General features: G+C 64.1%; 9 protein-coding genes and 1 rRNA gene. 2 read left to right on the top strand and 8 right to left on the bottom strand.

Going from position 1 to position 12,899, the window contains the following annotated elements; all coding sequences use genetic code 11:
• Positions 1-479 precede the first annotated feature (479 nt).
• The 3 genes from ACEN9K_RS06135 to ACEN9K_RS06125 form a co-directional block, all read right to left on the bottom strand.
• Positions 480-2,002 (bottom strand): 16S ribosomal RNA (locus ACEN9K_RS06135).
• Between the two features lie 664 nt (positions 2,003-2,666).
• On the bottom strand, positions 2,667-3,401 hold the full coding sequence (locus ACEN9K_RS06130; protein ID WP_495635360.1) for an excalibur calcium-binding domain-containing protein: 735 nt from the start codon (positions 3,399-3,401) through the stop codon (positions 2,667-2,669).
• 66 nt (positions 3,402-3,467) lie between these two features.
• A complete protein-coding gene (locus ACEN9K_RS06125; protein WP_056389444.1) occupies positions 3,468-4,856 on the bottom strand; it encodes a GmrSD restriction endonuclease domain-containing protein in 1,389 nt (462 codons plus the stop codon).
• A gap of 278 nt (positions 4,857-5,134) precedes the next feature.
• Here ACEN9K_RS06125 and ACEN9K_RS06120 point away from each other — a divergent pair, with 278 nt between their 5' ends.
• Positions 5,135-5,527, top strand: a complete 393-nt coding sequence (locus ACEN9K_RS06120; RefSeq protein WP_134165949.1) for a VOC family protein — start codon at positions 5,135-5,137, stop codon at positions 5,525-5,527.
• A gap of 40 nt (positions 5,528-5,567) precedes the next feature.
• Here ACEN9K_RS06120 and ACEN9K_RS06115 read toward each other — a convergent pair whose 3' ends face one another.
• Genes ACEN9K_RS06115 through ACEN9K_RS06100 form a run of 4 tightly spaced genes read right to left on the bottom strand, consistent with a single transcriptional unit; the run spans position 5,568 to position 9,503 of the window.
• A complete protein-coding gene (locus ACEN9K_RS06115; RefSeq protein ID WP_018771323.1) occupies positions 5,568-6,593 on the bottom strand; it encodes a LacI family DNA-binding transcriptional regulator in 1,026 nt (341 codons plus the stop codon).
• Positions 6,594-6,629: 36 nt separating this feature from the next.
• Positions 6,630-7,361: a cupin domain-containing protein gene (locus tag ACEN9K_RS06110; RefSeq protein ID WP_495635359.1), complete on the bottom strand. Its 732-nt coding sequence runs from the start codon at positions 7,359-7,361 to the stop codon at positions 6,630-6,632.
• Between the two features lie 3 nt (positions 7,362-7,364).
• Positions 7,365-8,345, bottom strand: coding sequence for a DUF6807 domain-containing protein (locus tag ACEN9K_RS06105; protein ID WP_018771325.1), 981 nt, complete (start codon positions 8,343-8,345; stop codon positions 7,365-7,367).
• Positions 8,346-8,369: 24 nt separating this feature from the next.
• The gene (locus tag ACEN9K_RS06100) at positions 8,370-9,503 is read right to left on the bottom strand and encodes a Gfo/Idh/MocA family protein (protein WP_056389436.1); all 1,134 of its coding nucleotides are present in this window, start codon (positions 9,501-9,503) and stop codon (positions 8,370-8,372) included.
• A gap of 262 nt (positions 9,504-9,765) precedes the next feature.
• Between ACEN9K_RS06100 and ACEN9K_RS06095 the strand changes: the two genes are divergently transcribed.
• Complete coding sequence (locus ACEN9K_RS06095) at positions 9,766-12,168, top strand: glycoside hydrolase family 3 N-terminal domain-containing protein (RefSeq protein WP_495635358.1); 2,403 nt, start codon at positions 9,766-9,768, stop codon at positions 12,166-12,168.
• 8 nt (positions 12,169-12,176) lie between these two features.
• Here ACEN9K_RS06095 and ACEN9K_RS06090 read toward each other — a convergent pair whose 3' ends face one another.
• Positions 12,177-12,872: a helix-turn-helix transcriptional regulator gene (locus ACEN9K_RS06090; RefSeq protein ID WP_495635357.1), complete on the bottom strand. Its 696-nt coding sequence runs from the start codon at positions 12,870-12,872 to the stop codon at positions 12,177-12,179.
• Positions 12,873-12,899 lie beyond the last annotated feature (27 nt).

The following is a 12,899-nucleotide window of genomic DNA, read 5'->3' as shown; positions in this document are numbered from 1 at the left end:
AGGGCATCAACAGCGCAGCCAGATCCAGGTTCATTAATCTTGGAAATTGCTTCTTATACAAGATGCTCGCGTCCACTATGTAGTTCTCAAACAACAACCCCACACCACACACCCCACACACCCAAACAGGCGCACGGAACGTCACGGCAGGGAAACCAGAAACAAACAAACCCGACAAAGAACCACCACGACCAAAGCCGCAACAACCCCTCCCCGGCCCTGTTGCCTCAGGACCCAACAGTGTGCCAAACACTACCCAGCAACCCAAACCAGCCGCGTTCCAGAACACCCGCCCTCCCCCGAAGAGAAGAACAAAACATTCGTACTAACCACACCGGTCCGTGCCACCAGGCACCTATTTGTTGATATTCCACCCATGAGCACCCGCCACGGAACAATCGTCCATGCTGCGGGCTTGCTTCCTGACAACCCCCCACACCGGCATTCACCAGCACAGAAGAGTTGGAGGTGCTCCTTAGAAAGGAGGTGATCCAGCCGCACCTTCCGGTACGGCTACCTTGTTACGACTTAGTCCCAATCGCCAGTCCCACCTTCGACAGCTCCCTCCCACAAGGGGTTAGGCCACCGGCTTCGGGTGTTACCAACTTTCGTGACTTGACGGGCGGTGTGTACAAGGCCCGGGAACGTATTCACCGCAGCGTTGCTGATCTGCGATTACTAGCGACTCCGACTTCATGGGGTCGAGTTGCAGACCCCAATCCGAACTGAGACCGGCTTTTTGGGATTAGCTCCACCTCACAGTATCGCAACCCTTTGTACCGGCCATTGTAGCATGCGTGAAGCCCAAGACATAAGGGGCATGATGATTTGACGTCGTCCCCACCTTCCTCCGAGTTGACCCCGGCAGTCTCCTATGAGTCCCCACCATCACGTGCTGGCAACATAGAACGAGGGTTGCGCTCGTTGCGGGACTTAACCCAACATCTCACGACACGAGCTGACGACAACCATGCACCACCTGTAAACCAGCCCCAAAGGGGAAACCACATTTCTGCAGCGGTCCGGTTCATGTCAAGCCTTGGTAAGGTTCTTCGCGTTGCATCGAATTAATCCGCATGCTCCGCCGCTTGTGCGGGCCCCCGTCAATTCCTTTGAGTTTTAGCCTTGCGGCCGTACTCCCCAGGCGGGGCACTTAATGCGTTAGCTACGGCGCGGAAAACGTGGAATGTCCCCCACACCTAGTGCCCAACGTTTACGGCATGGACTACCAGGGTATCTAATCCTGTTCGCTCCCCATGCTTTCGCTCCTCAGCGTCAGTTAATGCCCAGAGACCTGCCTTCGCCATCGGTGTTCCTCCTGATATCTGCGCATTTCACCGCTACACCAGGAATTCCAGTCTCCCCTACATCACTCTAGTCTGCCCGTACCCACCGCAGATCCGGAGTTGAGCCCCGGACTTTCACGGCAGACGCGACAAACCGCCTACGAGCTCTTTACGCCCAATAATTCCGGATAACGCTTGCGCCCTACGTATTACCGCGGCTGCTGGCACGTAGTTAGCCGGCGCTTCTTCTGCAGGTACCGTCACTTACGCTTCTTCCCTACTGAAAGAGGTTTACAACCCGAAGGCCGTCATCCCTCACGCGGCGTCGCTGCATCAGGCTTTCGCCCATTGTGCAATATTCCCCACTGCTGCCTCCCGTAGGAGTCTGGGCCGTGTCTCAGTCCCAGTGTGGCCGGTCACCCTCTCAGGCCGGCTACCCGTCGTCGCCTTGGTAGGCCATTACCCCACCAACAAGCTGATAGGCCGCGAGTCCATCCAAAACCACAAAAGCTTTCCACCAACCACCATGCGATGGAAGGTCATATCCGGTATTAGACCCAGTTTCCCAGGCTTATCCCAGAGTCAAGGGCAGGTTACTCACGTGTTACTCACCCGTTCGCCACTAATCCACCAGCAAGCTGGCATCATCGTTCGACTTGCATGTGTTAAGCACGCCGCCAGCGTTCATCCTGAGCCAGGATCAAACTCTCCGTTGAAGTAAAACAAAAACAGACACAACCACAACCACCGGAAATAACGGCAGAAACAGCTGCACAAAATTTGAAACCAGCTAAAAACACCATGCACACCACGGGGTGGCGGCACAGCACAATCAACCAATTACATACATAATCGGTATCAACAAACTTGGCACACTATTGAGTTCTCAAACAACAGACACACCCGGCACCACCCAAACCAACGTCCAGGCTCGCTCCGGAGCAACTTTCCAAACTTACCCGGTTCCAACAATCTTCGCAAATCAGCGTTACCGCGATCCACTCCACTCGAAAACCAGCCCCACCCGCGTCCGGCACGCCAAGAGGCGAACCATTTCCAGGCCGTTCAGTAAGGGGTTTGGCCGCTATCTTTCCGCTTCAGCGGCGGCGACTCAGAAAACAATACCCGCCCCCACACCCAACCGCAAATCGACCCCCTAGCGGGTGAAGATCCGCGGAATCCCGGGGCAGGAACGGCCGTCGGGGCACCCAAGCGGCCTCCCGCCGTCGTAATTCCCTGGTGTGTGCTGCCGCACATGCTGTCTGGCCTCCCCCATCTCCGGCCCCGACCTCAATTCCCTCGGTTGGCCCTTAAAGCCACGAGCCGCGGATACCTCCGGAAAGGAGGATCCGCGGCTCGCCTTAGCACTGCCCCGCCTGGCTAACGCTCGCAGGCGACGCCGTCGCCGTCGCGGTCAAGGGAAGAGCTGTACCCCGCCTGTCCCCTGTACAAAGGCGCCGCACCCGCGGCCTTGGCTGCAGTGCAATTGGCGTAGTAGGCAGCTGCCGGAGCCTGCACGGGGGCTGGTGCGGCAGGAACTGCCACAGGAGCAGGTGCGGGAGCCTGCGCGGCCTGCTTGGCAGCTGCATCCCGCGCAGCCTGGTCGGCGGCAGCCTTCGCAGCGGCTGCCTGATCGGCGGCGGCCTTGTCGGCAGCGGCTTTCTCAGCGGCCGCCTTCGCAGCAGCAGCCGCCTTCTCGGCCGCGGCCTTGTCAGCTGCCGCCTTGTCGGCCGCAGCCTTCTCCGCCGCAAGATCGTCAAGGCTCTTGACGCCGAGATGCACCGTGGACCCCTTGTCAGCCTTTGCACCGTTGGCTGGGTCCTGGGTGGTCACCTGCCAGTTGCTCTTGACCATGATCGACTTGCCGTGGGCCGTGTCCTTGGCATCAACTTCAAACCCAAGGTCTTTCAGCTGGTCCGTGGCCTTGTCCAGGGCCAAACCCGTCACGGACGGAACGGTGACGGTCTCGGTCGTTTGCGCAACAGAGGTTGCGGCTGCTGCAGGCTGCGTCGCCGCCTGCTTGCCGCCGCAGCCCGTCAGCATGAGGCCGGCAAGCACAGCCAGAGCCAGCGTCTTCTTCAACCTGCCTGCGGCAGGCATGGGACTTGTTTTCATGATCCCCCCTAGGAATGCGTGTGATGGTGTTGAAATCGCGTCCGGAGAGTCCGGACAAGAACGGGCCTACTCGCAGGCGATGCCGTCGGAGTCGCGGTCCAGTGCGGACCGGTAGCCGGCCTGGCCGGCGTAGAGCGGCGCAGCTCCCGCAGCCCTCGCCGCAGTGCAGTTGGCGTAGTAGACGGCGGCAGGTGCCGGTGCGGCGGGAGCAGGTGCGGGTGCAGCCGGCGCAGGTGCCGCCGGGACAACGGGCGCGGGCGCCGGAGCGACCGGTGCCGGTGCGGGGGCAACCGCCGCCGGGGCAGGAGCAGCCGCGGCAGGCGCCGGTTCAGCCACCGCCGGTGCGGGAGCCGGGGACTGTTGGCTGGTCGGAGCCAACTGTCCGGAGCAGTCACCGAGGATGCGGGCCATCGCGTCGTGCTCCGCCTGGGTCACCCACAGCCCATATGTCGCCTTCACCGAGATCTGCCGGGCCACATACTCACACCGGAAGGGCTTGTTCGGGGGCAGCCAGGTGGCCGCGTCGCCGTCGCCCTTTTGCTGGTTGGTGGGGCCGTCCGTTGCCTGGAGATTCAGCGGATCATTCGCGAACGCCGTCCGCTGCTCGGTGGTCAACTGCTGCGCGCCCTTCTGCCACGCGTCGCTCAGCGCCACCACATGGTCGATCTGCACGGCAGTGCTGGTCCCCGAGCCACGGACAAAACTGATGGTCTTGCCCGTGTAGGGATCCGCCAGGGTCCCTGTCTGGACTTTGCAGGGAACACTGTTCGTGTAAGTGATGCCGGTGAGGTCCCGCCGGAGGATGTCGTTGCGGGTATCGCAGCCATTGCGGTCCACGTCCAGCCACGCCTGGCCGAACTGCGCCCGGTCATACCCCGTTTTCGGCGCACGGCCCTTGATGGAAAGGGTGGCCAACAGATCGACCGCCTTTGTGGCGTAGGCCGGCTGCGCGTTGGGGGCGGTGGCGGTGACGCCGGCGGCAAGGACGGCCGGGTTCTCCGGGTCCAGCGGCTCACCAGTGCTGTCAGCGGTGGGAGTGGGCGTGGACGACGGCGAAGCCGTGGCTGTGGCGGTTGGGCTCGCTTTGGCGGACGCCACCTTGGCGGCGCTCTCCGAGGAGGCTGCCTCCAGGTCTGCGCTGGCAACGTGCGGCAAGGCGACGGCCCCGCCGATGAAGAGGGCGAGGGACGCGGCGATCGCGATGGCGCCGGCCTTGCGTTGCGCCGGGAGCCAGGCCCAGGAGCGCCGCCCTGTAAGCAGGACATAAAGGCCGGTGAGTGCGGTTGAAATGCCCAGGAAAACCAGGGCTCCGCCCACTCCGCCGCTCAGCGCGCCCAAAAGCATGAACAGTGCGGTGATGCCGGCAACAATAAACGTTGAAATGCGTGGTTTCCGCGGCGGCTTCGGTGCCGCCGCAGGTGGAACAAACCCGAAAAGGGTGTCGTGGTCGGGCATTCTTTCCCCATTTTCACGGGGTCCCCATAAGGGGACCCCACATTTGGCGGGCCTGCTGCTAAGCCCGACAAACTCATCGTCATGAGCCTATGGTCCAACCGAAACCGAAAACGGGCGTCCTGCGCGTCCTCGGCCAACATTCAGCAAGTCTTGATCGGACCTTGAGGAAAGCCCTACGCAATACCGTGTGAGTGCTTCATAATTCGCGGTTTCGCGTGGCTAAACCCGTCTGTTCGGCTCCCATTCCCTTGCGTGAGCCGCAAAGATAGAGTGGCCGGATGCAGATGCGTCTTGAGGTTGTCCAGGTCCCGGTTTCCGACGTCGACAGGTCGAAAGCGTTCTATACCGAAAAACTTGGCTTCGTCCTGGACCACGACGTGGAACACATTCCGGGCATGAGGGTGGTCCAGCTGACTCCCCCGGGTTCGCCCACATCAGTAGTCATCGGCACCGGGATGACCGCCATGACGCCGGGCAGCCTGGAGGGACTGCAACTGGTGGTTCCGGACATCACCGAGGTCCGGGCCGAACTGGTCAGGCGGGGCGCGGACATCAGCGAAATCCAGGACCTGGGCGGCGTCCTGTTCGCCTACTTCACCGATCCCGACGGCAACCGCTGGGTGATGCAGGGCCAGACCCCTGCGGACATCCGGGACGCGCACAAACCCTAAAAGAAGCTGCCAAAAGGGAGCGGGCGCCGGAGGGTGCGGACTACTTTTTAGCCGGCGGGGCAGTGGAACCCCGGACCACCAGCTCGGTGCCGAGCTCGATCCGCTGCGGCAGTTCCTCGTCACCATCCAGATGCCGGAGCAGGGCGCGCATGGCAGTTTCGGCCATCTGCACTACCGGCTGCCGGATCGTGGTCAGCCCCGGCTCGATCCACTCGGCCGCCGGAATGTCGTCAAACCCAATGACGGACAAGTCTTCGGGAATGCGGAGCCCGGCGGAACGCGCAGCCCGGTACGCACCCAAGGCCTGGTCGTCGTTGCCGGTGAAGATCGCCGTCGGACGGTCCGACAACTCCAGCAGCTTGCGGGTTGCAGCCTCGCCCGCTTCGATGGAAAAGTCGCCGGGAACCATCAACGCCGTGTCCAGGGCTATGCCCGCGCGGCGCAGTGCCGAGATGTAGCCATCCTCTCGGGCGCTGCTGCACTGCAGGTCCTCGCGGCCGCCGATCATGGCGATCCGCTTATGCCCCAACTGCAAAAGGTGTTCCGTGGCCGAATAGCCACCCTCCCAATTCGCCGCCCCCACTGTCATCAGGTCCGGGCCAGGCTGGCCCACAGGATCGATCAGCACCACAGGTATCCCCAAGGACTTGATCCGCTGGATTTGCTTGGCATCCAACTGGTAGACGGCCATGAGCAGCCCATCCGATTTCCGCTCCGCGAGGTTGGCCAGCCACGGCCGGATGCGCGAGCCGTCCAGGCTCAGGCTGCTGACCACAGTCCCGTAGCCGGCGTCCTGTGCCACACGTTCTACGCCCTCGATGATCTCCAGGGCCCATTCCGAGCCCAGCCCCGGAAACACCAGGTCCACCAGGCCGGCCTTTTGCCTGCGTTTGGCAGGGCGGCGCGCATAATCGCGCCGGGCAATGATCTCCTCCACCCGGGCACGCGTCTCTGCCGCCACGTGCGCGTGCCCGTTCAGCACCTTGGACACGGTGGGAACCGAAACCCCTGCTTCACGGGCAATCTCACTGATCGTCGCGCGCCTGGTGTCCTGCTTGCTCACCACGGAAACCGCCCTCTCACCCGGGTCACGCGCCCGGTGCTATGTATCGGAAAGTTCCCACGTCTGGATCCGGCCACACATGCCGTAAATTCTGCGGTTTTCCCGTTTTCCCATCGTAGTTCGCGCACCGGACAGATAGATACTTTCTGCCGTGTCCAGAGAGGCCAGCTGCTGCCGGGTGACTTCCGCCTGGCGGGCAGCTCCCTCCGCCAGAACGTCTGCCCAGGCGCTGGTCCTGTCCGAGACCAGACGGGCAGCGGCAGCATGGAAGTCGGCCAGTGCTGCCGGACCGGAAACCAGCACGGCTTGCTTAAGCGCAAAGTAACCTTCCAGGGCCAAATCACGACGGCGGCGCGCGGCGTGCTCGCCCGCGTCCGGCCCAGCGTCGGCGTCCTTGTGTTCCAGCGCCGCTGCGCTCCGGTACTTTTCCGCGTGCGCAAAGTACTCGGGCGGAAATGTCATCACGGCGTCGCCGTGTTCGGGCAGCCCGGCATTCTGCATGACTACAAGGACCTTCAGGTCACCCGAATCATTGATGGCGCGATGCACGGTGCCGGGGGTAAACCAAAGCACCACCCCAGGCGCCAACGGTGTCGAGGTGAAGCCGCGCGAGTCAAGTGTCTCCAGCCTGCCGATTCCCTGGAGCACCACGTACGCCTCCGTGGAAGCGGTGTGCACGTGCGGCGACCCGCCGGCTGCACCGTCGGCGCCCGGCCAGTCGTAGATGCTGATTTCGGAGAGCCCAGTGGCGCCCGGAAACGTTGAGGCCATCCGTTACGCCCAATCGCGAAGCGCTGCTTGCGCAGCATCCGCCAGCGCCTGGGCGCGTTCGGCGTCCACACCGCCATCGGCAATCACCACGGCGTAGCGGTAGGAAAGCGGCGCACCTTCACGGAGGGGCACCTCCTCGCTGAAGAAGGGGGCTGAGCCCAGGCACGCGAACATGGACGACCTGGCAAACCACTGGTTGGGTGCACCGGGGTTATTTCCGTCCTCCACGAACGCGATGGTGGAGGCCCGGCAGGTGACGTCATGCGTACCGGTGAAGGCGATCCACGGCGAGCGGGTGCCCATGAATTCGTCCGTACCCGCATCCTCCTGGTTGCGGAACACGCCGCCTGTAAAGGACCTGGGGCCGCGCCAAAAGAGGCCACCGTATCCGGCGTTGTGCCGGCCTTCCGTAGTGGGGCTGCCGATGCGGATCTCTTCGCCGGAGATATTGCTCATCCTGGTCTCAAAGAGGATGGCGTATGCCCCCTCGGTTTCGCTGTTCTCCGTGGCAGCGTCTTCCACCAACCGGAGGCTGAACCGGCGGCTCTCCGCAATGACCGGTTCCCCTTCCTGCGAGGTCCAGGTCAGGGATTCCGACGCCGTGATGCCGGGGCCGGATTGGTCGATGCCCGTGAAGGATCCGTGGGTCATGGCACCATTGTTGTCCAGGTTGGCGTACTCCGTGGCGCGTGTGTAGGTGGCTCCGCCCCAGAAATTGTGCTTGCCCACGTTGGGCAGCGCCCAGGAAAGTCCCTTATGCCAGACGTGGTCCCACGGGCGGGAAATTGTCACCTCGTCCCCGCCCAGGGTGGTCAGCGGATGGAAGAACGGCCGCGGACTCTCGTACTGGTCGTCCGTGGGCTTGTAGGTATAGGTGGCGATAGGCCTGCCTTTGGCTGTGAAGGTGAGGGCCGCTCCATCGTCGTGGAAACTGAGTGATGCCGCGGACACAGCGGAAAGGGACGCTGCTGTGGGGGTGGTCATGGTGGTGCCTCCTTGGGTATGGGCTCAGACGCTGGTGGCTTTGAGGGCGGTCAGGTTGAATGCTGTCTCCTCGAGGACTTTCGCGCCCAGCCCTTCGCCGTCCATGCCCCCGTAGAAGGGGTGGCCGGTGACGATCTCGCCGCGGTGCACGGATTTTCCGGTAAAGGCGGAGGCGTAGAGGGCGGCAGCGAACTCCAGAGTTTGCCGTGCGGAGTCTGCCCCGGCCGGAAGAGGGCGGCCGGCGTCGAGCGCGCCATACATGGCCAGGAACTGGGCCGCGTGTCCGCTTCCCTGATCCAAGGGCTCGCCGTTCCACGCTGTTCCTACCTGGTCCTCGTGGCCGGGCGCTGCCGTAATGGTCCAGTTGTCCGTGCTGTAGCCGTAGAGGTGGCTCAGCTCCACAGTGGCAAATTCGCAGTCGATGCGGATGTCCGAGGTTTCCCGCGGCGAGAGCAGCGAGTTGATAATGGTGGCCACGGCTCCGTTACTGAACCGGACCAGGGCGGCGGACAAGTCTTCAGTGGAAGTAGGCCGTGCCTGCCGGCTGGCGATGGCGGTGATTTCCTCCCACGGACCCAGCAGGTGCAACAGCAGATCGAACTGGTGAATGCCGTGACCCATGGTGGGCCCGCCGCCCTCGGCTTCCCAGGTTCCGCGCCAGGGAAGTTCCCAGTAGCTGTCCGGCCGGTACCAGAGGGTGTCGCACCGGGCCACCAAGGGACGGCCGAAGTCACCGCCGCCAATCAGCCGGCGGGCCGCGGCTGCCGCATCCCCGAACCGGTGCTGGAAGACGCAAGAGAACTGGGCGCCGCCCTTTGCCTGGGCGGTCTCCAGCCGGTCGAAGTCAGCGAGGCTTAGCGCCGGGGGTTTTTCGGAGAGGACATGGACGCCTGCTTCGAGGCATTCGATGGCCTGGCCGATGTGGAACATGGGCGGCGTGCAGAGGTGGACAATGTCCGGTTTGGCCTCTGCCAGAAGATCGGCCAGGCTCAGGTACATACCAGGGATGCTGTGCTTCTCCGCGAAGGCATCCAGCCGGCCCTGGTCCACGTCGCATGCCGCCACCAGCTCCGCCCTGCCGTTTGTCCGGGCCAGGTTGTCAGCATGGACCGCCGCGATCCCGCCGGTTCCCACGATGGCCACTCTGTACGTCCGCATGTTTTCTCCGTCGTTGCAGTGATGTAGGTAGCGCCCCAGGGCTTCGAAGTGGTCCGAAGGGCCTCCGGGCGCCTGGTCCCAAAGTCAATGGAAAGTTTCTATTCCATTCACGAAGTTTCGTGGGTTCCGTCGCAGACTTATCCCACTCCCATTGTCAACCGTAGGAGGATTATCTTTGAAGAGTCAATGCTTTAGGACCTAGAAAGTAAACGATAGTTTCTGATAGTTTCTTAGAAACTTCCTACGATCCCAGGAGACGCCCGTGACCAGCGGTGCCGCCGAAAAGCAAGCCATCACCTCCCCGGCCGCCGGCAACGGCTCCCGTGACGCCGTCGAACGCCTCTCCATTGATGAGCTGGTGCGGCACATGACCCTGGAAGAGAAGCTGGCCCAACTGGCAGGTGTGTGGGTTAATGCGTCCACGGACGGAGACTCCGTAGCGCCGCTGCAGAATGAGATGGCCGGCGACGCGCGCTCCTGGGAGGAGATGATTGCCTCCGGACTGGGGCAGATCACCCGCATGTACGGCACGGTGCCCTTGGAGCCTCTCGAGGGCGCCCGGCGGCTGGCCGCGGCGCAGGAACAGATCATGGCGGCCTCACGCTTCCGCATTCCGGCGCAGGTCCATGAGGAATGCCTCGCCGGCTTGGCTGCGTGGAAGGCCACGGCTTTCCCCGTCCCCCTGGCGTGGGGCGCGACCTTTAACCCTCCGCTGATCCGGCGGATGGCGGGTCTCATTGGTGGGCAGATGCGGGCACTCGGCGTCCACCAGGGGCTGGCTCCCGTGCTGGACGTTGTGCGGGACCTGCGCTGGGGCAGGGTGGAGGAGACCATCGGCGAGGACCCCTACCTGGTGGGCACGGTAGCCAGCGCCTACGTCTCCGGGCTGGAAGGGTCCGGAATCGTGGCCACGCTCAAGCACTTCGTTGGCTACTCTGCGTCCCGCGCCGGACGCAACCATGCACCGGTGTCCATGGGCCCGCGCGAGTTGGCGGACGTGATGCTGCCCCCGTTCGAAATGGCGCTTAAACACGGCGGAGCCCGCTCCGTGATGCATGCGTACACGGACACCGACGGCATTCCTGCAGCCGCCAACCGCGCACTGCTGACCTCGCTGCTGCGCGACGAGTGGGGCTTCGCCGGCACCGTGGTTGCCGACTACTTCGGCATCGCCTTCCTGCATGTCACCCACGGCGTTGCCGCCGATTCCGGCGATGCAGCCGCCTTGGCACTCAGAGCGGGCGTTGACGTGGAGTTGCCTACAGTGAACTGCTATGGCACGCCCCTGCTTGAGCGCGTGCGCTCCGGCGAGGTCCCCGAATCCCTGGTGGACACTGCCCTTCGCCGGGTGCTGCGGCAGAAGCAGGAGGCCGGGCTGCTCGCGCCGGATTTTGACCCCGCACCCCCGGTCCTCAGCGCCGGAGCCGTCGACCTGGATCCAGCCGGGAACCGGGCTTTGGCCCGCGAGATCGCCGCCCAGTCATTGGTGCTGCTGACCAACGGGATGCACGACGGCGGCGCCAGCCTCCCGCTGCCCGTTACGGCGTTGGCCTCGCTTGGCGTGGTGGGGCCCCTGGCAGAGGATCCATTCGCAATGCTGGGCTGCTACTCATTTGACGCGCATGTGGGCGCATCACACCCGGACGTTCCCATGGGTGTTTACGTTCCCACCGTGGCCTCGGCAGGCAGAAACCGTTTCGGATCGCTGCGCAGCGCTGCGACCGGCACCTGCGAGGCCATCACGGACGAACAGATCGCGGAGGCCTGCCGGACTGCCGCGTCGGTGGACACCTGCGTAATCGTGGTGGGCGACAACGCCGGCCTCTTCGGCCGCGGCACCTCCGGGGAAGGCAACGACGCAGCTGACCTTCAGTTGCCCGGGGACCAGCACCGCATGCTCGACCAGGTGCTCACCGCGGCCGAGGCCGCCGGAACGCGCACCGTCGTCGTGGTCCTCAGCGGCCGGCCTTACGCCCTGGGCGACTTCGCGGACCGGGCCGGGGCGATCGTCCAGGGCTTCTTTCCCGGCGAAGAGGGCGCGGAGGCGCTCTGGGACATCCTGACAGGGGCCGTCAACCCGTCCGGCAAACTGCCCGTTTCCGTACCCCGAACTTCCGGCGGACAACCCGGCACCTACCTGCACAGCCGCCTGGCCGGGCCGTCCGGCGTCAGCGCGCTGGACCCCTCGCCACTGTTCAGCTTTGGGCACGGCCTGTCTTACACGACCTTCGACTTTTCCTGCCACTCGGCCAGTGCGGACGCCATGTCCACCGCGGATGCCGTCACCGTGGGATGCACCGTGACCAATACCGGCCCCGTTGACGGCGCCGAAGTGGTGCAGCTGTACCTCGAGGACCCGGTGGGCGAGGTGGTGCGGCCCCTCCGCGAACTGATTGGCTACGCCCGGGTGGACCTTGCCGCCGGCGCATCGGCGAGGGTCGAGTTCACGGTGCACGCCGACCGGACGTCCTTCACAGGGGTGGATCTGAAGCGGGTGGTGACGCCGGGCCTGGTGAAGCTGCACGTGTCGACCTCCAGCAGCCGGGACACCCACAGCCACGAACTCATCCTGCAGGGCGGCCGCCGCGTCGTGGGTTTTGACCGGGACATGCTGACACCGGCAACGGTGGCGCCGCTCCGGGCGTGTACTGACCCGAGAGGTTGATTGAGGACTCACCCCCGGCCGTGCACCGGCCTGGCGTTTGCCGGGGGTTCCCCAACCTCATGGATGCCATGGCCACTGCAGGCCGTCTTGGTGACGCTGGCCCGCTCGATTCGCGAAACGGTGAACCACCGCATGGCGTTGCGCAGCCGGCACCACCCAACCAGGTACCACTGGCCGTTGGTGGCTGCGAACAGCACCGGCTCGACGTCGCGGGTGGTGGTGGTCCCGTCCCCGGATGTGTAGCGAAGGCGAATCACGCGCTGCTCGGCCATCGCCTCCTCCAGTACCGACTTGATGGCCCGCGACGAGGAGGGAATGGCGTTGACCCAGACACGGTGGGCCAATGCGTCGGCTCGTGCCCGTGTTTTGGGATCGAGGACATCCATGATCTTCCGGACACCTGCTGCTGCCAGATCGGCGTAGGGGGCATCCGACGCAGCGGACACCGCTGCCATGAGCGCCACGGCCTGCGCCGGGGACAGGCTGACTGGCGGCAGGGACCCGCCTGCAGCCAACCCATAGCCACCGCCCGGACCTGGGCGGGACCATACCGGCGCACCGCTGTTCTCCAACGCATCGAGGTCCCTCTTGATGGTGCGAACAGATACCTCAAGTTCTGCAGCCAGCCGTTCGGCAGAAACCCCCTGCCTGCCGCTGCGGCGCAATATCTCTGAGAGGGCATGGAGCCGTTCGACCCGCTTCACCGTTCAAGCCCGGGCAGATTCATGACA

The sequence above is a fragment of the Pseudarthrobacter sp. Pseusp20 genome (assembly GCF_059492155.1).
Note: the sequence above shows the minus strand (reverse complement) of the source record. Positions and strands in the feature narration are given on the sequence as shown.

Bases quoted from the DNA above. Each gene is read 5' to 3' on its own strand.
- ACEN9K_RS06110 (WP_495635359.1), bottom strand. From the start codon at position 7,361: ATGGCCTCAACGTTTCCGGGCGCCACTGGGCTCTCCGAAATCAGCATC.
- ACEN9K_RS06105 (WP_018771325.1), bottom strand. From the start codon at position 8,345: ATGACCACCCCCACAGCAGCGTCCCTTTCCGCTGTGTCCGCGGCATCA.
- ACEN9K_RS06130 (WP_495635360.1), bottom strand. From the start codon at position 3,401: ATGAAAACAAGTCCCATGCCTGCCGCAGGCAGGTTGAAGAAGACGCTG.
- ACEN9K_RS06120 (WP_134165949.1), top strand. From the start codon at position 5,135: ATGCAGATGCGTCTTGAGGTTGTCCAGGTCCCGGTTTCCGACGTCGAC.
- ACEN9K_RS06125 (WP_056389444.1), bottom strand. From the start codon at position 4,856: ATGCCCGACCACGACACCCTTTTCGGGTTTGTTCCACCTGCGGCGGCA.
- ACEN9K_RS06100 (WP_056389436.1), bottom strand. From the start codon at position 9,503: ATGCGGACGTACAGAGTGGCCATCGTGGGAACCGGCGGGATCGCGGCG.